15 protein-coding genes and 2 pseudogenes are annotated in these 21,642 nt (G+C 58.1%); 3 read left to right on the top strand and 14 right to left on the bottom strand.

Annotation, left to right across the window (positions count from 1 at the left end; translation table 11 throughout):
- Positions 1-3: 3 nt before the first annotated feature.
- The 6 genes from CKW17_RS17960 to CKW17_RS17985 all read right to left on the bottom strand — a co-directional run bounded on the left by CKW17_RS17960 (position 4) and on the right by CKW17_RS17985 (position 6,295).
- Positions 4-1,449, bottom strand: coding sequence for a serralysin family metalloprotease (locus CKW17_RS17960; protein WP_095120849.1), 1,446 nt, complete (start codon positions 1,447-1,449; stop codon positions 4-6).
- Between the two features lie 455 nt (positions 1,450-1,904).
- Positions 1,905-2,327, bottom strand: a complete 423-nt coding sequence (locus CKW17_RS17965) for a hypothetical protein (protein ID WP_095120850.1) — start codon at positions 2,325-2,327, stop codon at positions 1,905-1,907.
- 173 nt (positions 2,328-2,500) lie between these two features.
- Positions 2,501-3,586, bottom strand: a complete 1,086-nt coding sequence (locus tag CKW17_RS17970; protein WP_095120851.1) for a polyamine ABC transporter substrate-binding protein — start codon at positions 3,584-3,586, stop codon at positions 2,501-2,503.
- A gap of 59 nt (positions 3,587-3,645) precedes the next feature.
- On the bottom strand, positions 3,646-3,990 hold the full coding sequence (locus CKW17_RS17975) for a cupin domain-containing protein (RefSeq protein WP_095120852.1): 345 nt from the start codon (positions 3,988-3,990) through the stop codon (positions 3,646-3,648).
- A 30-nt stretch (positions 3,991-4,020) separates the two neighbouring features.
- Positions 4,021-5,427: an FAD-binding oxidoreductase gene (locus CKW17_RS17980; protein ID WP_095120853.1), complete on the bottom strand. Its 1,407-nt coding sequence runs from the start codon at positions 5,425-5,427 to the stop codon at positions 4,021-4,023.
- Positions 5,428-5,479: 52 nt separating this feature from the next.
- Positions 5,480-6,295, bottom strand: coding sequence for an AraC family transcriptional regulator (locus tag CKW17_RS17985; protein ID WP_095120854.1), 816 nt, complete (start codon positions 6,293-6,295; stop codon positions 5,480-5,482).
- Between the two features lie 263 nt (positions 6,296-6,558).
- Here CKW17_RS17985 and CKW17_RS17990 point away from each other — a divergent pair, with 263 nt between their 5' ends.
- A complete protein-coding gene (locus CKW17_RS17990) occupies positions 6,559-6,831 on the top strand; it encodes a DUF1652 domain-containing protein (RefSeq protein WP_025109621.1) in 273 nt (90 codons plus the stop codon).
- Between the two features lie 49 nt (positions 6,832-6,880).
- On the opposite strand, the gene CKW17_RS17995 is transcribed toward CKW17_RS17990, so the two are convergent.
- On the bottom strand, positions 6,881-9,355 hold the full coding sequence (locus CKW17_RS17995; RefSeq protein WP_095120855.1) for a UvrD-helicase domain-containing protein: 2,475 nt from the start codon (positions 9,353-9,355) through the stop codon (positions 6,881-6,883).
- 277 nt (positions 9,356-9,632) lie between these two features.
- On the opposite strand from CKW17_RS17995, the gene CKW17_RS18005 reads away from it, so the two are divergent.
- Positions 9,633-10,328 carry a pirin family protein gene (locus CKW17_RS18005; RefSeq protein ID WP_095120857.1) on the top strand — a complete coding sequence of 232 codons (696 nt, stop codon included), beginning with the start codon at positions 9,633-9,635 and terminating at the stop codon, positions 10,326-10,328.
- Positions 10,329-10,399: 71 nt separating this feature from the next.
- Here CKW17_RS18005 and pgm read toward each other — a convergent pair whose 3' ends face one another.
- From pgm to CKW17_RS18025, 4 genes are all read right to left on the bottom strand, one after another.
- The gene (gene pgm / locus CKW17_RS18010) at positions 10,400-12,046 is read right to left on the bottom strand and encodes a phosphoglucomutase (alpha-D-glucose-1,6-bisphosphate-dependent) (RefSeq protein WP_095120858.1); all 1,647 of its coding nucleotides are present in this window, start codon (positions 12,044-12,046) and stop codon (positions 10,400-10,402) included.
- Between the two features lie 105 nt (positions 12,047-12,151).
- Positions 12,152-13,549 (bottom strand): PLP-dependent aminotransferase family protein, encoded by a 1,398-nt coding sequence (locus CKW17_RS18015; RefSeq protein ID WP_256586253.1) that lies wholly within the window; start codon positions 13,547-13,549, stop codon positions 12,152-12,154.
- Between the two features lie 49 nt (positions 13,550-13,598).
- On the bottom strand, positions 13,599-15,065 hold the full coding sequence (locus CKW17_RS18020) for a hypothetical protein (protein ID WP_095120860.1): 1,467 nt from the start codon (positions 15,063-15,065) through the stop codon (positions 13,599-13,601).
- A gap of 546 nt (positions 15,066-15,611) precedes the next feature.
- The gene (locus tag CKW17_RS18025; protein WP_016983050.1) at positions 15,612-16,634 is read right to left on the bottom strand and encodes a zinc-dependent alcohol dehydrogenase family protein; all 1,023 of its coding nucleotides are present in this window, start codon (positions 16,632-16,634) and stop codon (positions 15,612-15,614) included.
- A 269-nt stretch (positions 16,635-16,903) separates the two neighbouring features.
- Between CKW17_RS18025 and CKW17_RS18030 the strand changes: the two genes are divergently transcribed.
- Complete coding sequence (locus tag CKW17_RS18030; protein ID WP_007914920.1) at positions 16,904-17,818, top strand: LysR family transcriptional regulator; 915 nt, start codon at positions 16,904-16,906, stop codon at positions 17,816-17,818.
- Positions 17,819-17,942: 124 nt separating this feature from the next.
- Here the strand turns inward: CKW17_RS18030 and CKW17_RS30800 are convergent.
- The 3 genes and pseudogenes from CKW17_RS30800 to CKW17_RS18040 all read right to left on the bottom strand — a co-directional run.
- Positions 17,943-18,479, bottom strand: a pseudogene (locus CKW17_RS30800) (methyl-accepting chemotaxis protein); the annotation flags it as partial.
- 327 nt (positions 18,480-18,806) lie between these two features.
- Positions 18,807-19,886: pseudogene (locus CKW17_RS30805) on the bottom strand (cache domain-containing protein); the annotation flags it as partial.
- Between the two features lie 417 nt (positions 19,887-20,303).
- The gene (locus CKW17_RS18040) at positions 20,304-21,554 is read right to left on the bottom strand and encodes an MFS transporter (RefSeq protein ID WP_095120862.1); all 1,251 of its coding nucleotides are present in this window, start codon (positions 21,552-21,554) and stop codon (positions 20,304-20,306) included.
- Positions 21,555-21,642: the final 88 nt, after the last annotated feature.

Here is a 21,642-nt window from a genome sequence, read left to right on the forward strand (position 1 = left end):
ACATCACGCTACGATGTCGCTGGTCGCTGCCTGGCCAACTGTGCTGACCTGGAAGTCGGCCACGCCGTGCCCGGAGAAGTCCACCGACAGCAGGCTGTTGCCGCCCGACGACGTCAGAATCGCGTCACCGGCGGAACCGGTGAAGCTGCTGACGAAGTGCAGGCCGGCGCCGTTGGTGATGCCGGTCAGATCGATTTTGTCCAGACCGCTGACGAAATCGAGGATCTGATCGATCGCACCTGGCTTGGAGTCGGAGCTGGCAGCGAACACAAACGTGTCCGAACCGGCACCGCCCCACAGCTTGTCAGCACCACCGCCACCCCAGAGGATGTCGTTGCCGGCACCGCCCTTGAGTTCGTTGGCCACGCTGTTGCCGATCAGCAGATCGCTGCCGGAACCGCCAATGGCGTTCTCGATGATCGCGCCCTTGGCGATGGACACGTTGCCCACCAGGCCGCCAACGTCGGAGAACGAGGCGTCATTGAGGTTGATTTTCTGGTTCTGGGTGAAACCCGAGAAGTCCAGAGTGTCCTTGCCGCCCGCGTCCCACACCGAGAACACCACTTTGTCACTCGACGACGAAGCGCTGAGGAAATCGCGGCCGGCGTTGGAGTTGAAGCCGTAGGTGGTGTCACCGGTACGAGTGGTGGTGTTGGCACCGTAGAGCTTCTGGATAGCAGCGATATCGTCCATCAGCGGGCCGGACGAATACGCTTCGACACCGCCCTTGCTGAAGTTCTGATTGGTGTTGCTTTCGCTCCAGTAGCTCATGACGCTGTAGCCGCGGGTATCTTGCCCGTAGGAAGCGTCGTTGTAGGTCGGGTTGCCATTACCGGCGTTGTAGTCGCCAGGGTGAGCCAGACCCAGGCTGTGGCCGATTTCGTGCGTCAGGGTCTGACGACCGTAGTTGTTCAGATCCGGATTCTTGTTCTGCGTGTAGCCACTGTTGATCAGGTACCACGAGGTGCCGTCATAACCGGCGCCGGTGCCTGGCAGATAAGCGAACGCTGCAGCGCCATCCTGGCCACCGCTGTAGTTACCGAAGGTCATGTGGCCGTCACCGCCCGAGGTTTTCTCGGTGAAGGTCACATTGGCCACGTCAGCCCAGGATTGCATGGCGAGCTTGGCCTGGGCTTGTTGCTGCGCACTGAACTGACTGAACCCGGTGATCCCGTGCTTGTTCATCGTGCTGGACGATGCCGAGGTCAGGAACGTGTAGGTGAGTTCGATCTTGCCGCTGCCATCCTTGTCCTGGTAGGCAGCACCGTCGCGCAGCAACTGGGTTGCGGCCTGGTCGACGGAGTAGGAGGGTTTGCCATTGACCGTGAGGTTGCCGCCACGATCGTACTGATGGCTGAAGCTATTGATCTGGTTATACGCCGAGCTGAAGGCAGACAGCTGAAAAGCCTGTTCGGCGGTATCAATAGCATTCGCTTTTACTTTCGACATAAACACACTTCCTTGTTTAGCAATGGAACAGTTTTTGTCCGATAGGACTCTCTCTGGCGAGATCGTCCTATCACTCGCCCAATGAAGGCGTAAGAAACCTGACACAATTTGAAATCTGCCGTAAAGGATTTTTTTGAAATCAAATCGGGCTGTTTCGCAAAACTGCCGTAAACAAAGCGTGCGGGGATGAAAGAATGTTTTAGTTGCGCGGCTTTCGCCTAATTGTCTGACGATTTTCTATTTAAATATTAAATATGAGTAAGTTGTTTTTTGTTAGGCGCGTCTCACTTTTCCGCACTTTATTAGTGCGATGCCAGTGTATTGACATCAACCATTAATCAGCCACCCGGAAACAAATGGGGGAGCGAGCTTGCTCGCGAAAGCGGCGGAACAGTCGAACGGTATGTCGGATACCCCACCAACCTTGCGAGCGAGCCCTACCCATATCGAGGTTCTTAAGCACTCAGCGCAAAAACCACATCGATCACGTAATCGTTTCCGTCGTTTTTTTCAGTTGTAAAGTGCAGACGGCCGTTAATTGCGTTCTCTGGCTGCCGCTGCAGCAGGATACTGCCAGACAAGGACGCGAACTCATCCCAATGTGTTGTGTCCCTGAATTTGCGCCTGTATACGAGGTAAAGAACCCTCGAATCCGGCAGATTGATGGTACCGCTAGGCTCCTGGCTTTCGCTGAGCTGAAGCGTTATCTGCTCTCGATTATCCATCACCCCGTGAAAGTACAGACTTCCTTGTCGCTCATCCCGATAGATGAAGGTGGCATTGAACGAATGCTCCGCCCCTGTACCCCGATGAGTGATGGTGCCCTTGATGATTTCTGCCGGCAGTTCTTCTATTCCGTCAACAACCTTGTTGCTCATGGTCAATCTCCTGGATCAGAAAATTTGGGGATCCAAACTTCCGCGCCCGGTTATTGAACAGGAATCTATCAATCTTGAGACCTGTCAGATATGACAGGTATAAAAACCAAGCTCGTTATTCCATAGCCGAGAAAAATAACGCCCGCCAGACATCGATGCCCGGCGGGGATTTATCAACTCCCCGTCCGAATCTTGTTCCACACCCGCGTGCGGATCCGGTCAATGTTCAACGGCATCGCCTCCAGCGCAAACAGCTTGCCCATCATCTCCGGGCTCGGATAAACCTTGGTGTCGTTCTTGATCGCCGGGTCGATCAGACTGTCTGCCTGCTCGTTGCCATTGGCGTAGTGCACGTAGTTGCTGATGCCGGCCATCACATCCGGACGCAGCAGGTAGTTCATGAACGCATAACCGGCCTTCTCGTCCGGCGCATCGGCCGGCATGGCGACCATGTCGAACCAGATCGCCGCGCCTTCCTTGGGAATCGCGTAGCCGATGTCGACGCCATTCTTCGCCTCTTTGGCACGGTTCTCGGCCTGCAGGATGTCGCCAGAGAAGCCGACCGCCACGCAGATGTCGCCGTTGGCCAGGTCACTGGTGTATTTCGACGAGTGGAAGTAGCTGACGTACGGCCGCACCTTCAGCAACAGCGCTTCGGCTTTTTTATAGTCCTCGGGATTTTTGCTGTGGTGCGGCAAGCCCAGGTAATTGAGCGCCGCCGGCAGCAATTCCGGGCCGTTGTCGAGGATCGCCACGCCGCACTTCTGCAGTTTTTCCATGTACTCGGGCTTGAAGATCAGGTCCCAGGAGTCCACCGGCGCATTGTCGCCAAGCACGGCTTTGACTTTGGCGATGTTGTAACCAATGCCGGTGCTGCCCCACAGGTACGGGAAGCCGTGCTCGTTGTTCGGGTCGTTGGTCTGTAGGGCTTTGAGCAGCACCGGATTGAGGTTTTTCCAGTTCGGCAACTGGCTCTTGTCGAGTTTCTTCAGTGCCCCGCCCTGAATCTGCCGGGCCATGAAGTGGTTGGACGGGAACACCACGTCGTACCCGGATTTACCGGTCATCAACTTGCCGTCGAGGGTTTCGTTGCTGTCGTAGACGTCATAGGTGACACCCACGCCCGTCTCTTTCTCGAAGTTCTTGGTGGTGTCCGGCGCGATGTAGTCGGACCAGTTGTAAACCTTGACCGTTTCCGCTGCCTGAGCAAGGGAAACAGCGAGCATCAGCGGTGCCAGAGCGAGGGTCTTGCGGATCATGGATCGATTCCTGTGTGGGTTTTCTTTTTTGTTGGCAGGCAATCAAAGGATCAAAACAATCAGAAAATCAGCACGTAGCTCTTGCGCACGGTTTCCTGGATATCCCAGATACCGAGCGTGTTGGCCGGCAACATCAGTGCGTCGCCACCTTGTATGTGCAGGGTTTCGCCGCCACCGTCGGGGGTGAACGTGCAGCGCCCGGAAATGAAGTGACAGAACTCCTGCGCGGTGATCTGCCGGCGCCAGCGCCCGGGGGTGCATTCCCAGACGCCGGTTTCGGCGCCGTCGTCGCGCTCGACGCTGGTGGTTGAAGCGATCGCCACCGGCTCGCCGAGGGGTACGGCTACCGGACTGGATTCATCGAGTAGCAGGGTTGCGGTGTTTTTGAACTGGGTAATGCTCATGGTCTGACCTGTCTTTTAAATTAACGGCTTTTAGTGCATGAAACCTTCCATGAACCCCGCGACCTGGCTGGCGAGTTTGCGCCGCCATGGCGCGGTCACCGGGTTGGCCAAGGTCTGGTCTTCGTGGACGAAGCTTTTGATGATCGCGTTGTAGCCGAGCCAACGGCACGGCTCCGGTTCCCACGCACGCAGCGCATGAATGCCACCGTCCGGCAGCACCCATGGCTGGCGAACCAGCTCGGTATCGCGCTCAAGAATCAGATCGGCCAGGGTGCGGCCGCCGAGATTGCTGGCGCCGACGCCCTCCCCGCCATAACCGCCTGACAGCGCGATGCCATTGGCGCGATCACAGAGCATGTGCGGTTTGAAGTGCCGGGACATGCCGAGGTTGCCGCCCCAGGCGTGGGTGATCTGCACGTTTTTCAGCTGCGGGAACAGTTCGCCGAATAGATAGCGGCGCAGCTCGACTTCATCGCGGGTCAGATCGAAGTTATGCCGCAGCTTTCCGGCAAACTGATAACCGCCTCGGGCGCCGAAAATCAGACGATTGTCGGCGCTGCGCTGGCCGTAGGTGACCTGACGACTGAACTCGCTGAATGCCTGACCCCGGCTGAGGCCTATTTCGTCCCAGGTCGCGGCAGACAAGGGTTCGGTGGCGACAATCAGGCTCTGCACCGGCAATTGATAGCGGCCCAGCGGCGGCAAAGTCACCGAATAACCTTCGACGGCCGGCACGATCCAGCGACTGCGCACGCTGGCTTTGGCGGTGCGCAAGCTGCCCGACTGCCAGTGCGTGACCGGGCTGTTTTCGTAGATCTTCACGCCCATGTTCTGCACGGTGCGCGCCAGACCGCGCACCAGTTTCGCCGGGTGGATGGTCGCCACGTGTGGCGCGTAAATCCCGCCATAAGGCTTGGCCACACGGATCTGCTGCGCCAGTTGCTCGGGGCTGAGCCAGCGGTAATCGTCGTCGGTCAGGCCCTGGGCGTGCAGCTTGGCCAGATATTCACGCAGCGAGGCTTCCTGCTCTGGATAGCGCGCCGCGCAATACAGCACGCCGCCCTTACGGTAATCGCAATCGATGCCTTCGCGTTCGAGGACGATTTCGACTTCATCAGGAATGCTGTGCAGCAGATCGAATGAGGCGCGGCGTTGCTCTGGCGACAACCCGGCCAGCAGACGATCCTCGCCGAGCAGGTTGCCCATCAGCCAGCCGCCATTACGCCCAGAGGCGCCAAATCCGGCGGTCTGCGCTTCGACAATCGCAATGTCGAGACCCGGCGCGAGTTTCTTCAGGTAGTACGCCGTCCACAATCCGGTGTAACCGGCGCCGATGATCGCCACGTCGACGTCCAGATCTCGTTCAAGCTCGGGCCGCGCGGTCAGCGGCTCATCGAGTTGATCCATCCACAAACTGATAGTGCGCCACGCCGGCATGCAAGACTCCGCCACTGAAAACCTTCGATGGCGTCGATCCTAGTGGCTGTGTTCAGTCGAAGTCTTGCGCGCGTGCCCGCAAAGAAATTTGTTTCGCGTAGGCCTTGGGCGACTGGCCGGTGTGCTGGCGGAAACAGCTGTAGAACGCCGACAACGAATTGAAACCGGCGGCGAACGCCAGCTCATCGATGCGCAGCGGCGGCGTGGCGTTATCCAACGAGCGCAGCAGATGTTGCAGGCGCGCCTGATTGACATAGCGATAGAAGCTTTGCCCGAGCACCTGATTGAGCAGATAGGAAATCTGATTGCGGCTGTACCCGCACTCCTTCGCCACCCGCTGCAAGTCGAGTTCGGGATCGAGGTACGGCTGCTGTTTTTCGAAATACTGCTGCAGGTCTTCGGCCATGAAGCTCAACTGGCGCGGCGACAGGCCCAGGCGACTGGCCGCTGGACGCTGACTGGGTACCTTTGTGCTGGCGGACTGCGCGCGCACCAATGAAGCGTATTCATTGACGCGCCAGATCAGTCCTTCTTTGACCGTGATCGCTTCACTGGAGCGGAACGACACCAGCCCTTCACCACCGCGCAGCGTCACTTCATATTGGATGAACGCGGTGTTGCCATCGACACGGATGCGGTCGCAGTGCTCAAGCGCTTCGTCGGATTCACGCGGCATGCTCACGCGCACGTACTCGCGCAACTCGTCGAGACCGAGCACGCGGTTCTGGAAGAAATCGTTGTACTGGATCTCCGGGTGGTACAGCGCCATGACGCTGTCGAGGTCGCGGTGCTTCCAGCTCAGGTGATAACGCATGACCGTGGCCGCCGTGGCCTGGGTCTGTTCTGGGCCGTCGTCGTCGGCGTGCATAAGAGGCTCGGCGAAAAAGAACCGAGCTTGCCGAAGTTCGGCGCGGGCTTCAATTGCTAATCCGTAGTGGCCTTTTGGCGAAGATTGCGTAGGCCGTGACTTACATCAAAAAATGCGAAGCAATCGCAAAATGAACTGAAAAATCTCACAGGAATTTCACATGCAGATGCTACTTTTAATGTCAGTCACCGGTTGAGCCAATGAAGGCTCTTCCCACCTAACATGAGCAAACGGAAGCGCTCGATGAAGAAGGCGGGCAACACATGAATAAAGGGTCAAGCAAAGTCACGTTCCCCAACGCATGCCAGTTGATGCGCTGGCATTTTCATCCGATGGGGTTTGAAGCAACGATGGACGCGCCGGGCAGTATGATCGCCCGACTGTTCGATCGTGCCAGCGGCGAAACCATGATCGCCATCGCCGGGATCCCGTGCGCGACGGTGATGAATGCAGCGGATGTCGAGCGAATCATCGAGGCTGTGGAGGATGAACTGGAAGCGTTCATTCCTCCAGAGTCTCTCAAGAGTTACGCATAAGCTTATGATTTAAAACGAAAAGCCCGCATCGATGCGGGCTTTTTTGTGCTCACGCGGTTTGCTTGGAGGTGCGGTGATCAACGAAGAATGGCTTGCCTTTGGCCACCCGATCGGACGCCCTGGGCATGTTCACCGCTTGCGCCTCCTGCGGTTCGACATACCAGTAGCAATGGCTGACAGCCCGCGTGATGCCGACATACGCCAGGCGCAGGATCTCGTCCTTTTGCGCACTGTCGTACGGCTCACTGTCGCCCGACTTACCCAATCCGGCCATGCGGTAGACCTGGTTCTTGTAGGGCGAACTGGTCAGGTGCTGACAGTCACCGAGCAAAAACACCGCATCCGCCTGCAAGCCTTTGGCGCTGTGGTAGGTCAGTTGTTTCAGACGCCGTGCTTCGTAAGGCAAGCTCGAATCCACATTAACTACAGACTGAATATGTTCTTCAATCAATGACTTATCGCCGCTTTTTCGATAAAGCATCAAGATTGAATGACCTTGGCGGTAGTGCTCGGCGAGGCGTTGCCCCAAAGCCTGATCGTCGCGCTCCAGCACATTGACTGGCTGCAGCGGCTTGGGCGCGCCGCTGGCCTTGGCTTTTTTGCCGGGGATCGCCGGCGCCGCGCGGACGATGTGCTCAGCGGCATCAATGATGTGTTGATGACTGCGGTAATTGTCACTGAGCATCACCCGCGTGGTGCTCGGCGACGGGAACTCCTTGTCGAACGCCATGAAGTAACTCGGCGAGCTGCCGCGCCAACCGTAAATCGACTGCCAGTCATCGCCGACGCACAGCAGCGACGAACGCTGTGCGCCCCGCCCGACGTGCATGGCCGGACCTCGGCTGCGTATTTCGCTGAGGCTGGCGCGTATCCACGAAACAATCTGCGGCGAGACGTCCTGAAACTCATCGATCATCAGGTGCGACAGCGGCCGGAGCAACTCATCGCTCAACAGCTTGAGGTTCTCCGGCGAGTGCTCGCTGAACAGCGCGAACATACGGTTGTAGGTCATGATCGGCGGTTTCTGATCCAGCAGATGATCTTCAAAGGCCCGCCAGAACAGACTCAGGGCCTCAAAGAAGAAACGGTCAGGATCGTCTTTGGCAAAACTCATGCGACCGACCGCATCAGGCACGTCCAGGCCAAGGTTCTCGATGAAGCCCGCTGCCGCCACGAAACAGTCGAGCAACGGCGCGGAAGTCAGCTCACCCTTGACCTTGTAATCGAAGCCCGGCCCGGCGCTGGCATCGCCTGCCAGCGTTGCCAGAACGCGCTTCGACCCCTCGTAGCTATCAAGCCAAATCAATGGCTTACGACAGAAAGCTTGAAACAGGGTGCGCTTGACTGCCCACTCTGCGCGCACGCTGAGCTTGGCGTTTGGCCGGCTCAGCTGCGGATTTTCCCGCGGATCGAAGCCGAGCACCACCCAGGCATCAAGGCTCGGAATATAGCCATGGCAATGAAATTTTGCGCCGTTGATATCGAAACTCTGCCGGTTCGGCTCAATGCCCTTGATCGGCCAGGCGCCAGCGCGAAACCACAAGTCTTCGATGGCATCGCACAGTTCTTCGTCGCGCTGGGAGGCCAACTGCGTCACCGCAACGCGTTTTTGCACGTCGAGGTGATCGCGCTCCAACTCCTTGAGCTGCAAACCGGCGCGAGACAATGGCTGAATCAATTGACGGAAACGCTCGTCGTCATTGAACAAGCGGTGATAACAGGCGTTGAGTTGCTGACGTTGCACGTCGTTGATGCGCAGGTCGAACGGATTACTGTCGACCTCCTGCTCATCACCTTGTGCGCGGTGACTGAGGTTTTCAAAGGCCTGCAAGCGTTCGAAACCCGGCAAGCTGCGCACCATCGGCAGAATGCGCGAGTGGAAGGTACGCACCAGTTCGCGCGCCTGGCGCAGATTCAGCGTCTGGCCCCAGAGTGCGAACAGCTCGATCAGCTTGTTTATGAAATCCTTGCGCGACTCGCGGGTAAACGTCACCACGGTCATCGAATCCAGTTCAAAGCCCAGATAGTGGTGGAGCAACAGAATGCGCAGCACCAGTGTGGTGGACTTGCCCGCGCCGGCGCCGGCGACCACAGAGGTCGACGGCGTTTCACTGAAAATCATCTTCCATTGCGCGACGCTTGGCTGAGCGTGCTCAGGCAATAAACGTGCGACATCAGCCTTCATGCGCTTTTTCAGCTCGCCCGTCAGCGGCAGGCGCCAATCGTCAAACAGGTGATTATCGACACTGGGCGGGCGATGCTCGGTGTTGCGACTGTCACGGATCAGCAGCACCTGACGACCCTCTTCCAGCCCCTCAAGCTTGCCCTCGTTGAAGCCATATTCGACACCAGCGGTATGGCCGCTGCGAAAGCCGTCGGCTTGACCGTGCAACCACGATGCTCGGTGTTGAGCCCGCAGCCGGGTCAAACCGTGACCAAAGAAGCGTGCAGCCAGGCGTTTGAACCATGGCATCTCGGCCAAGGGGCGAAGTTCGGGAGGAAGATCGGGGGTGTGTTGCGCCACGCTGACGGGCTCCAGTGTGTGAGGCTGTGGCGGCTATGGTGTCTGTATTTGCCGCTCAGTTCTAGCGAAATGCTTACAGGTCATTGGTTTAGGCGATGAACTGAAGGTTGGATGAGATCCTTTCGAGCCTTTTCTTATCAATCGTTTCGATGGTAATGCCGCACTTTTTACGCTTTTTATCGATAGTTGACTGATAGATGATCGCCGTCATAAACCACCGGTATCGCGTCGGGTGCAACTCATCACGCCCCATGACGAACCTTTTCAGGAGACGATCATGCTTGAACTCAGACCCTTCAGCTCGCTGGGCGGCGCCCATCACGGCTGGTTGGATGCCCATCACCACTTTTCGTTCGCCGAGTACTACGACCCGCAGCGCATGAGCTGGGGCAACTTGCGGGTGTGGAACGATGATGTGATCGCGGCGGGCACCGGTTTCCCGCAGCACCCACACCGCGACATGGAAATTATCACCTATGTCCGGGAAGGCGCGATTACTCACCAGGACAATCTGGGCAACAAGGGCCGCACCGAGGCTGGCGACGTCCAGGTAATGAGCGCCGGCACCGGCATTGCTCACAGCGAATACAACCTGGAAGCGAAAGACACCAAGATCTTCCAGATCTGGATTCTGCCGACGGAAACCGGCGCCCCGCCATCGTGGGGTGCGAAACCATTTCCGAAAGGCCAGCGCGAAGGCTTTGTCACCTTGGCCAGCGGCAAGGATGGCGATGACCAGAGCCTGCGAATTCGCGCTGATGCAAGGTTGGTCGCGGCCAATCTCAAGGCGGGTGAAACCGCGGAATATCGTCTGGATGAAGGCCGTCGCGCCTATCTGGTACCGGCCACCGGCGCGATTGAAGTCAACGGCTTGCGTGCACAAGCTCGAGATGGTGTCGCGGTAGCGCACGAGCGTGTGCTGACCGTCACGGCCGTTGAGGACAGTGAAATCGTCTTGGTGGACTTGGCTTAATCGTCTGAAGTGCAGGACAAAAAAAAGGGGCAACCATCTCGGTTGCCCCTTTTTTCATGCGCTGGTGAGCATCACTTGCTGGAGATGGCGCCATCCACCAGTGTCTGCGCTTCAACGACCAATTGCTTGAGGTGGTCGTCACTGATAAAGCTTTCAGCGTAGATCTTGTAGATGTCTTCGGTGCCCGACGGACGCGCGGCGAACCAGCCGTTTTCCGTCATCACCTTAAGACCGCCAATCGCCTGATCATTGCCCGGTGCATGGCTAAGAATGCTCTGGATTTTCTCGCCAGCCAGTTCGGTCGAAGTGACCTGGTCAGGCGACAACTTGCTCAGCAGTGCTTTCTGCTCCGGATTGGCCTTGGCATCGACGCGTACCGAGAACGGCTCGCCCAGCTCATCGGTCAATGCCTTGTAGGCCTGGCTCGGATCGCGGCCGGTGCGTGCGGTCATTTCGGCGGCGAGCAAGGCCGGGATCAGACCGTCCTTGTCGGTGCTCCAGACGCCACCATCCTTGCGCAGGAACGATGCGCCGGCGCTCTCTTCGCCGCCGAAACCCAACGAACCATCGAACAGGCCGTCAGCGAACCATTTGAAACCGACCGGGACTTCGTACAGACGACGACCCAGACGCTTGGCCACGCGATCGATCAAACCACTGCTGACCACGGTTTTACCCACGCCAGCATCCGCGCGCCACTGCGGGCGGTTCTGGAACAGGTAATCGATCGACACCGCCAGATAGTTGTTCGGCGCGAGCAAACCACCGGACGGCGTCACGATGCCGTGGCGGTCGTGATCGGGGTCGCAGGCGAAAGCGACATCGAAGCGCTCTTTCAGGCCGATCAGCCCCTGCATCGCGTGGCTCGACGATGGGTCCATCCGAATCTGGCCATCCCAGTCGACGGTCATGAAACGGAAGGTCGAATCGACCTCCTTGTTCACCACGTCCAGGTCCAGACGGTAATGCTCGGCAATTGCCGACCAGTAGCGCACCCCTGCTCCACCCAGCGGATCAACGCCCAGGCGCAGTTTGGCGTCACGAATGGCGTCGAAGTCGATCACGTTGATCAGGTCGGCCACGTAGGTATTCACGTAGTCGTGACGATGGGTGGTGCTGGCCTTGAGGGCTTGCTCGTAGCTGATGCGTTTAACCCCTGCCAGCTTATTGGCCAGCAGTTCGTTGGCCTTGGCTTCGATCCACTTGGTGATGTGGGTGTCGGCCGGGCCGCCGTTGGTTGGGTTGTATTTGTAGCCACCGCTTTGCGGCGGGTTGTGCGACGGCGTTATGACAACGCCATCGGCCAGGCCCGAAGTACGGCCACGGTTGTAGCACAGAATGGCGTGGGAAATAGCGGGCGTTGGCGTGTATTCATCCCCTTCGGCGATCATTACGGTCACACCGTTGGCCGCCAATACTTCCAGCGCGCTGGCCCCGGCCGGGGTCGACAGCGCGTGTGTGTCGATGCCGACAAACAGCGGTCCGGTGATCCCTTGGGCTTCACGGTACAGACAGATCGCCTGACTGATGGCCAGAACATGCCATTCATTGAAACTCAAGTCGAAGGAACTGCCCCGATGCCCGGAAGTACCGAACGCCACACGTTGCGTGGAAATGGAAGCGTCAGGCTGACCGGTGTAATAAGCCGTTACCAGTCGCGGGATATCGACCAACAATTCTGCCGGTGCCGGTTTGCCCGCAAAAGGACTGAGTGTCATGCAAAACCTCTGAAATAGAGTGGTTCAGGAATAGAGCGCAGTTTACTGGCAGTTTGACCGCAGCGCGATGGTATCTATCCGCGGCACTTCCGATGTTTTTTAACGTTAGTCTGACGGCGCCAGCCGCAACGCTTCGCCCAGCAACCCGGCGACGCTGACCAAGTCATGGTCACCATTGAACAGCGGGCTCAAACGCAAATGGTGCGTATGCAACCCTTGCAGACTGAACAACTCACCGGGCGCAATAATGATCTGTTGCTTGAGCAGGCGATGAAAAACGTTCCCCATATCCACCGGACGTAGTGAGCGCGCCCAGATCGTCGCCCCTCCCTGCGGCTCGACAATTTGCAATACATCGCCCAGACGCTCGCGCAGTAGCTGAATCAGGGGCGTGCGGCGCTCTCTGAGCATACGTCTGAGTACGGACAAATGCTGATCCAGGCGACCGCCAGCCAACAGCCTGGCAATTGCCTTCTGGCGAATAGGCGACAAGCGAAATGCTCGCAGCAGAAAGTGGCGCTGCAGCTCACTTCGCCAATGGTGTGACAGGACATAACCAAAAGGAGCCTCCGCACCGATGAATTTCTCGAACGTTGAAAATATCAACAAACGATCAGGGTCCAGCCAGTCGCGCAAGCGATCGGTGCCGACCGCTTCGTCGAGTTCGCTGTAGCAGTCGTTTTCCAGCACCCAGGTGCCATGACACCCGAGCAAATGTGCAACCGTTTGCCGATTGGCCTGAGACAGCAGGCTACCGTGAGGCATGCTCAATACCGAGGACAGAAGAATCAATCGCACCGGCTCGCTTTTAAGCAATGACTCCAGCCGTTGCGGATCGATCACTCCCCCCTCCAGTAGCGGCAACTCGATAACCCGCACCCCGGCAGTTTCCAGCAGACGCAGGATTATCCAGTCACAGGGCGATTCAACCACGACCGTGGCGCCGCGCAACTCAAGCACCGAGATGAGTATCTCAAGCACACCGCGTAGATCGGCACCGACATAGACATCATCCGCATGCCAGCAATTCGTCGTTGACGAGGTGTAGCGCGCCGCAAGCACTGTGCGCAGTTCCAGATCACCGCAAGGTTGCAACAGCAATTGTGGTTGTCGGGGATATTGCCGCAGCAGTTCCCGCTCAAGCATCAACAGCGGACTGTCCAGCGGTTGCAAGGTCGCCGGATCGTCGGCGCTCAACACACACATGCCCGGGCGGCGGGCGTTGACGTAGACCGTCTCAAGCAAGTCATTGCCACTACCGGGCAACTCGATCGTGGGTAGCGCCTGCGCGTAATACCCGGACTTGGCGATCGAATAGACCCTGTTTTCCTTTTCCAGCAGTGCATAGGCGTACTGAACGGTCGAAATGGACACATTCAGTCGGTCAGCCAACTGCCGCAACGAAGGCAGGCGCACTGCCGAACTGCTCCCCGCTTCGTCGATCAGTTGCGTCAGGTAGCGGTAAACCGCCTGATAAACGAAGTCGGTTTCCTGAGCCTTCACGACCCCGCAGCCATTGGCCGGGATACAAAAACTGGCAGATGGCTCACGTTCAGCCTTCCGCCGACCGATCGACTGTCGCCCCGCGACCCGCCTCGTTCAGATTTGCGTCATCCGCAGCGCCTTCGCTGGTTGCCGGCATGCGAATGGGCCCCGTTGCGTAAAGACGAACAATCATCGCGACCGGCAAACCGCTGACATCGGTCATCCACTTCAGGACCTGTTCCGGCGCATTGAGGCCCTGCATGGCCCGATGCAGATCAGGCATCGCCACCAACATCCCGGGATGACAATTGCGCAGGAACCTTTCGAGCCCGGCACCGCTATCTATAAACGGTGCAAACAACAGACACGTCAACTGCGCTTCGTTCAGATCGAAACTCGCCAACAAACTGGCCTCTGCCTGCATACGCAAGTGCTTGGGATCTTCAAGGTCACCAAAACTGCTGAGCAACTGTTCGCACAGCGGTTCGGGCACCTGCTTGCGCCGCATCTCCATCAAGCGGTTCTGCAGGTATTTGCCGATTCCATCCTCATACGTGCGACCTTCGATGAACTGCGCCTGCAAACCACGCAAATGCGCCGCGACCAAGGGCTCTGCGTATTCGTCGTCATTTTGATAAAGGCTCTGGTCATTTGCCTGGAATCCCAGAAAGTCGCTGAGCAAAGGCCAGCGCTCTTCCAGTTTGCCGACGATCATGTCGTTGATATTGATGAAACCGGTACGCCGACAGGCCTCGAACTGCCCTTCGGGCCGCCACGTCACGCGATCTTCGTCGGTGTAGAACTCGCGATAATAATCACCCCCCAGGCCATCGAGCACAGGGAACAGCATTTCAAAGCCCGAGGTATTGAGCAGTGGTCCGGAGATTGCCGCTTTCTGTACTGCTCGACTCAATCCGTCGAGGAAGTGCTTCTGGCGCTGTGGGGGCTCGCTACCGATCATTGCATCAACACCACTGTTCCAGCGAGCGATCTGACCGTAGAACTCAGCGGTAGCCAGATAGGCGTCATCCCACAATTCGAGCGGTTCGTTGAACGTTCGGCGATGACCAAGCACCAGCAAATTCACGCGATGGGCTTCACGCCCCTCGTCGCTGAGTGGTGCCTGATGGTCGAACGGCAAAACCTGGCGATGATCGACCATCATCAGCTCGACCCGAGGATCGTCATACAGGAACAGCGCACTGAAGCTGCGATGCATGTTCTGCAGTGCCGTTTGAGTGTTGCCGTTCCAACGCAGGGTCGCTACACGCAATTGAAAGGTTGCGGGGGCCCGCCCGGCGATAGTCAGCTGCGCAGCCCGCAACAAAGCCAGCGTATAACAGCTGTCACGCGCCCCGGACTGGTTCACCAGCACTTTGAAATGACCGATGTTCTCCATGCCGCCAGCAGCGACGGCCAGCCGCTGGATCAGCAACTGCAATGCCGTGCGCTCTGCGCGAGAGAAGAAACTCAGCAGGCGCTGCAAGACTTGCTGGTAGACGTAATTCATTGCCTGATCATGGATAGTGCTCATCGGTATTTACCCGGTATCAAAAGTTTCATGGCATGCAGACAAAACATTAGCCGCACGACAATTCATCAATAAGTAATAGACGCTCAAATGCTAACACTTACAAAATTGTAGTTATTTGAAACACTTGAGTTCAAGAAAGCCAGCCTACCACCGAAAGGCAGTGTCAACCCTCTGTAAATGCTAGGGATTTTCTAGAATTAAATCTTCCTAGGAAACTTCCCACAACATCCCACGACAAGTGAGTACAAGAAAAAGAGACGCGGTTTCGGAATAGCCCTACAACAATTAAACAGAAGTTGGTGCGATCAACAGTTTTAGCCGTTTGATAATGTGAGGGACGAATTGAATGCACAGTCATGGCTCATTCCTTGAGATGAAAGTAATCATTCAATTATCAGGGCTTATGTTGTGATTAGAAGATACAGATCGAGAGCAAAAACCAGTTCAGTTGCTGAACGGCGTCGGGTGCAGCTCTCGGAGTCTCTGTTTTACACGGTAGGATAAACGCACAAGAGTCCGTGGGGCCACGGACTCTGATTACAAGGCTTACGCCGGTTCGACTTGCAGAGCAACCCGTTCGCGACAAGGGCATTCGTCCATGTAGCGATGCGCTTCGACGAACTCGTTGAACGGAAATACACGGGTCTTGAGGGGCAGCAGCACGCGGTCAGCGGTCAACTGGTTGATGTCACGCAAGGCACGTTGCAAAGCGACGTGATCCTGAGTGATGCCCAGTTCCGGCTTGCCGGTGAAGTTGCCGATGCAATGCACGAAGAACTGGATGTTCTTCTGGAACGCTGCGCAGGCCGGGAACGGCGTCTGGTTGCCGCCCTGCAAACCGTACAGCACCAGGCTGCCACGCGGCGCCAGCACATCGCCAAGCAGCGACATCTGCGGCCCGCCGAGGCCGTCGAACACCACGTCGACACCACGGTTGTCGGTGATCTTGTTGATTCGCATCAACAGATCTTCCTCTTCGGTGACGATGACCTTTTCTGCACCAAGGGACAGCAGGTACTCGCGTTCTTCGGCTTCTTTGGTCGCGGCAATCACCCGCACACCCATTGCCTTACCCAACTGGACAAACGAAGGACCGGCGCAATGGCTGGCGTCAGTGACCAGAGCGAATTGACCCGGCTTGACCCGCGCCAGATCGGCGTAGGCAAAGTAGGCGATCAGTAGCGGCGTGTAGTGCACGCTGGCTTCGATCGGGCTGAGCACATCCGGATAACGGGTCAGCGCAGTACGCGGCAGCACGATCGATTCGCCGTAGACCGGGTAGTCGTTCGCACTCTCGGCCGGAAAACTGGCGACCTTGTCACCCACTGCCAGATCATCAACACCGTCGCCGACAGCGGTGATCACACCGGCCATCTCGTGACCAAGACCCGCAGGCAGTCGCGCCTGAGACGAGGCCAGATTCTGACGCCAGAGGGTGTCATACCAGCTGATGCCGATCGCCTCGACACGCACCTGCACTTCGCCAGGACCTGGCTGAGCGGCCGCATGCTCTTCGCATTTGAGCACCTCGGCCGGACCAAACTTGTGAAAACGGATCGTGCGGGACATCGCAAACCTCGTCAAAGTAACCTCTAATGCCCTGAACTCTATCTGGGCTTTTGACCCAAGACTATCAGTGGCTATTAATAGTCGACATGCCTGTCATTGATTCCGCAGTATGGGCGGCATTGGCAAAATCCGTGAAAAACTGCTGCCATCGTCTCAGTTAAGCTGAATTTTCCGGTGCAGAGTACCAGTCTTTCCCCGTAAGATTCATGCCGGCCATTGTTCTCATATGGCCGCTCTCGTCAAGCTTGATGACTCTGCCAGGACTCCAGATGAATCGTAATGACCTGCGTCGTGTCGACCTGAACCTGTTGATCGTATTCGAAACATTGATGCACGAACGCAGTGTGACCCGGGCGGCAGAAAAACTGTTTCTCGGTCAACCGGCGATCAGTGCGGCGCTCTCGCGCCTGCGCAGCCTGTTCGATGACCCGCTATTCGTGCGCACCGGGCGCAGCATGGAACCGTCCGCCCGCGCGGTGGAAATCTTCGCCCTGCTCTCGCCGGCCCTCGATTCGATTTCGACCGCCGTCAGCCGTGCAGCCGAATTCGACCCGGCCACCAGCACTTCGGTATTTCGGATCGGTTTGTCCGACGACGTCGAATTCGCCCTGCTGCCGATGCTGCTCAAACGCCTGCGCGCCGAATCGCCAGGAATCGTGCTGGTGATTCGTCGCGTCAATTACATATTGATGCCAGGCCTGTTGGCCTCCGGCGAGATCTCCATTGGCGTCAGCTACACCACGGACCTGCCGGCCAACGCCAAGCGCAAGGTCCTGCGTCGCAGCGCGCCTAAACTGCTGCGCGCCGATACCGTGCCGGGACCGTTGAGCCTGGACGACTACTGCGCGCGTCCGCATGCACTGGTGTCGTTTGCCGGTGACCTCAGTGGTTTCATTGATGAAGAGCTGGAGAAGCTGGGGCGCAAACGACATGTCGTACTGGCTGTGCCGCAGTTCAATGGCTTGAGTACGTTGCTGGCCGGCACTGACATCGTGGCGACCGTGCCGGATTACACTGCGGAGGCGCTGACGGCGGCTGGTGGCGTTCGCGCGGAAGATCCGCCGTTGCCTACGCGTACGTTTGAGTTGCATATGGCGTGGCGTGGGTCGCAGGATAATGATCCGGGTGAGCGGTGGCTGCGGTCGCGGATTCAGATGTTTTTTGGCGATCCGGATAGTCTCTAGGGGTCTTCTCCGCTATTCGATAGACCGGTCTAAGGCTTTCAGCGGAACAGTGGAAGCAATAAAACTGCGTATGTCGGCCGAGTGAAAACGGTGAGCGCTCACCGTTTTCATTCGGGTCGGGATACTAATATTTGAAACGACCCACCAGGCCTTTGAGCTGACCGGAAATGTCTATCAATCGACCCGAGCCAGCCTGTGACGACTGAGCAAAGCCTTCGACCAGTTGGGCATCGGCATGGATCTGCGCGATGTGGCGATTGATCTCTTCGGCCACCTGGTGCTGCTCCTCAGCGGCTGTGGCGATCTGGGTATTCTGGTCGCGGATCGAGTCCACCGAGCCACGGATCTTGTCGAAGCTGTCACGCGCCTGCTGAATGCGTTCCACACTGGCGTGGGACACTTGCAGGCTGCCTTGCATCTGCTGCGTGACCTCTTGGGTGCGGCGGGCGAGATTGCCCAGCAAGCTGTCGATCTCGCCGGTGGAGTCGGCTGTCCTGCGAGCCAGGGCGCGGACTTCGTCGGCGACTACGGCGAAACCTCGGCCTTGGTCACCGGCGCGCGCGGCTTCAATCGCCGCATTGAGCGCTAGCAAGTTGGTCTGCTCGGCAATCGAGCGGATGGTATCGAGAATGGTGTTGATGTTCTGGCTGTCCTGCTCCAGCAACTGCATGGTCTGGGTCGACTTCTGCAGGTCTTCGCTGAGCTTGAGCACGCTGCCGGTGGCTTCGCCGATGTGCTGCTGGCCGTCATGTACGTCGCGGTAGCCTTCGTCGGCACTCGTCGCGGCAGCACTGCACGAACGTGCAACTTCGTTGGCAGTAGCGACCATTTCGTTGAATGCGGTGCTCACCAACTCCACGGCCTCACGCTGGCGACCTGCAGCCTGGTTCATGTTGTTGGCCACTTCGCTAGTGTCGGCGGCCGCGGTCTGCAGGTCAGATGAGGCGTTGCCGATGCGTTGCACCAATTGTGCAATCATGCTAAGGAACTGGTTGAACCAGCCCGCCAGGCTGGCGGTTTCGTCCTTGCCCTGCACCTGGAGTTGGCGCGTCAGGTCGCCTTCTCCTTCGGCGATTTCTTGCAGGCCGTCGGCCACGCCGCGAATCGGACGCACGATGACGCTGGCAAAGCTGGCGCCTACTATCGCGAACACCAACGCCAATGCCGCGGCAATGGCGGCGATCAGCCAGGTCAGCCGGCTGACGTCGGCCATCACTTCATCACGCTTGATCAGGCCGATAAAGCGCCAGCCCAGGCCTTTGGAACTGACCACGTTGGCCATGTAGGCCACGCCATCAATCTCGATTTGGGTCACGCCGTCGCCTCCCTTGGCTAGTTCGGCGTAGTTGGGACCCAGGTCGGCCAGAGGCTTGAAGTTGTGCTTCGCGTCGCTGGCGTCTACCAGCACGTTACCGTTGTCTTCCACCAGCATCAGGTAGCCGCTATCGCCCAGCTTGATGTTGCGCACCAGTTCAGTGAGCTGTTTAAGCGATACATCAAGGCCAACCACTCCCAGGATATTCCCGGCGGCGTCGGCGACAGTACGCACGGTGCCGATCAGCGTCACATCGTCCGGTGCCCAATAGTAGGCACCCGTGCGCACAGTGGCGCCTGGCGTGGCGATGGCCGCTTTGTACCAGGGACGGACGCGCGGATCGTAGTTGTTCAGCTTGGTGTCGTCCGGCCAACTGGCGTAGCCGCCGTCACTCAGACCCAGGGACAGGTAAGCAGTACTCGGATGACTTTTGGCGAACTGGTCAAATATCGCCAGCAGCTCTTTGTTGGCCTGAGTAAGTGGAATTTGCGCAGCTTCGGCACCCGCGTAGCTCTTGAGGTCTTTGGCCGCGACAACGCGCGGGTCCTTGGCTATATAGTCGACGTTTTGGCTTATGCCGTCGAAAAACTGCTTCATGCCATTGTCGATCTGGCGGATCTCACGACCGCTGCTGTCGAGAAAATTGGCCTGGGCCCCCTCTCGCAAATTCAGCACTACCAAAACGGCGACCAAGATGACCGGGACGCACGCGATAGCTGCGAACGCCCAGGTCAGCTTCTGCTTGATATTCATGACTTCACCTGCGGATATTTATAGTTTTGGCAAGGGGAAACGCTAGCACTGAACGTCGCATGTATTGTTATGAGGAGATAGAGCCCATGCGTACTCTGAGTTATCGACCGCGACGGTGCGCACTTTAGAACGGCGAACATCGGCAAACTCAGCGCAATCTATCTGCGATTAAAGAAAGGCTTCCCTGCCTTGGAAAATCTTCCAAAACGTCGCATCGATTTTCCTCGCCGCCGCTTCACTGACCCAACCCTGCCAGATTTCTGGATCCGGCTTCTGCGCCAGTTGGACCCGATCCAACTGGCCCATTAGCGGCGTGGGAGTTCAGTAACAGAAAAGGATCGGTTCGCCCCGCTTGCAGCTCGATAACACGGCTGCGTCCCTGGTTACGGACGGATCGAGGCGGTTTGGCAAACCGGATCAAAGGTGCAGCGCGGGCTTCGACTGGCGAACGCCATGGCCAGAAGGGACGCGGACACGCAGGGCAATCAGCAACGCGGCCAGTAGCATCAGCACGGCTGCTGCTACGAATACGCCTGCGCTGCCACCGAGGCTGAACATTGCACCGCCAGCGGCGGCGCCGGTGGCGATGGCTGATTGCACAGATGCCACTACCATGCCTCCGGCGCTTTCCGCCTGATCAGGTACCGCGCTGGCGACCCAGTTCGACCACGCCACCGGCACACCACCAAAGGCCATGCCCCAGACCGCCAGCAATAGCGCCTGCCCCGGCACCGAGGCCGGCAACAGCACCAACGCCAGTGCTGCAACGCCGACCAGCGCGGGCATCAGCACCAGAGTAGCCAGCGGGTGGCGCTCCAGCAGCCTGCCGGCCAACAGCGTGCCGACGAAGTTCGCCACACCGAACCCCAGTAGCATCAGGGACAGCCCTTGCGCGCCGACGCCGGTAGTCCCTTCAAGGAATGGCCGAACATAGGTAAACATCGCGAAGTGGCCGCTGTGCACCAGCACACAACCGAACATCCCCATGGCGATGCCCGGGCGCTGCAACACCTCGAGTACCGTGCGCAGACGTGCCGGCCGGCGCGGCGCAAGACGCGGCAGAGTGAACGACTGGAAAGCCAGGGTGACCATGCCTACCGCCGCTGCGGCAAAGAACGCGCTGCGCCAGCCATATAACCCGCCCAGATAACTGCCCAGCGGCACTGCAACTACCGTCCCAATGGCAATGCCGCTGAAAATGATCGACAGCGCCCGGGGCAACAAGGCACTCGGCACCAAGCGCATCGCTACCGCCGCCGCCATGCTCCAGAACCCGCCAAGGGCCACGCCCAGCAAGATCCGCATCAATAACAGCACCGCGAAGCTGGAGGAAACGGCGACCAACAGATTGGAGGCGACCATCAACGTCGAAAAACCCAACAACACCCAGCGTCGGTCGATGCTGCGGGTCAGGCCTGGCACCAACAAGCCGGCGAACAGCGCCACCACGGCGGTTACCGTTACCGCCTGGCCAGCCAGCGCTTCGGACACTCCCAAGTCAGTAGACATCAGCGTCAACAAACTGGCCGGAAGGTACTCAGCGGTCAGTAACCCAAACACACCCATTGCCAACGAAAATACTGCCATCCACGCGGGGGTTGCAGGCTCTACGTCCGCGCCGACGCCGCAAGGGCGGTCGGATACGGTGTTACATACACAGTCAGTCATTGCACGGATTTCCCAATCTTCATTAAGAGCCGAAGTCTAGGCGCCGAAATCCGGATGATCTATGATCCAAAGTCTCTATTTTTTGACT

The organism is Pseudomonas sp. Irchel s3f10, from assembly GCF_900187515.1.
Classification (GTDB): domain Bacteria; phylum Pseudomonadota; class Gammaproteobacteria; order Pseudomonadales; family Pseudomonadaceae; genus Aquipseudomonas; species Aquipseudomonas tensinigenes.

Excerpts from the sequence above, each read along its gene's own strand:
- CKW17_RS17960 (WP_095120849.1), bottom strand. The coding sequence starts at position 1,449 with ATGTCGAAAGTAAAAGCGAATGCTATTGATACCGCCGAACAGGCTTTT.
- CKW17_RS17965 (WP_095120850.1), bottom strand. The coding sequence starts at position 2,327 with ATGAGCAACAAGGTTGTTGACGGAATAGAAGAACTGCCGGCAGAAATC.
- CKW17_RS17970 (WP_095120851.1), bottom strand. The coding sequence starts at position 3,586 with ATGATCCGCAAGACCCTCGCTCTGGCACCGCTGATGCTCGCTGTTTCC.
- CKW17_RS17975 (WP_095120852.1), bottom strand. The coding sequence starts at position 3,990 with ATGAGCATTACCCAGTTCAAAAACACCGCAACCCTGCTACTCGATGAA.
- CKW17_RS17980 (WP_095120853.1), bottom strand. The coding sequence starts at position 5,427 with ATGCCGGCGTGGCGCACTATCAGTTTGTGGATGGATCAACTCGATGAG.
- CKW17_RS17985 (WP_095120854.1), bottom strand. The coding sequence starts at position 6,295 with ATGCACGCCGACGACGACGGCCCAGAACAGACCCAGGCCACGGCGGCC.
- CKW17_RS17990 (WP_025109621.1), top strand. The coding sequence starts at position 6,559 with ATGAATAAAGGGTCAAGCAAAGTCACGTTCCCCAACGCATGCCAGTTG.
- CKW17_RS18005 (WP_095120857.1), top strand. The coding sequence starts at position 9,633 with ATGCTTGAACTCAGACCCTTCAGCTCGCTGGGCGGCGCCCATCACGGC.
- pgm (WP_095120858.1), bottom strand. The coding sequence starts at position 12,046 with ATGACACTCAGTCCTTTTGCGGGCAAACCGGCACCGGCAGAATTGTTG.
- CKW17_RS18020 (WP_095120860.1), bottom strand. The coding sequence starts at position 15,065 with ATGAGCACTATCCATGATCAGGCAATGAATTACGTCTACCAGCAAGTC.
- CKW17_RS18025 (WP_016983050.1), bottom strand. The coding sequence starts at position 16,634 with ATGTCCCGCACGATCCGTTTTCACAAGTTTGGTCCGGCCGAGGTGCTC.
- CKW17_RS18030 (WP_007914920.1), top strand. The coding sequence starts at position 16,904 with ATGAATCGTAATGACCTGCGTCGTGTCGACCTGAACCTGTTGATCGTA.
- CKW17_RS18040 (WP_095120862.1), bottom strand. The coding sequence starts at position 21,554 with ATGACTGACTGTGTATGTAACACCGTATCCGACCGCCCTTGCGGCGTC.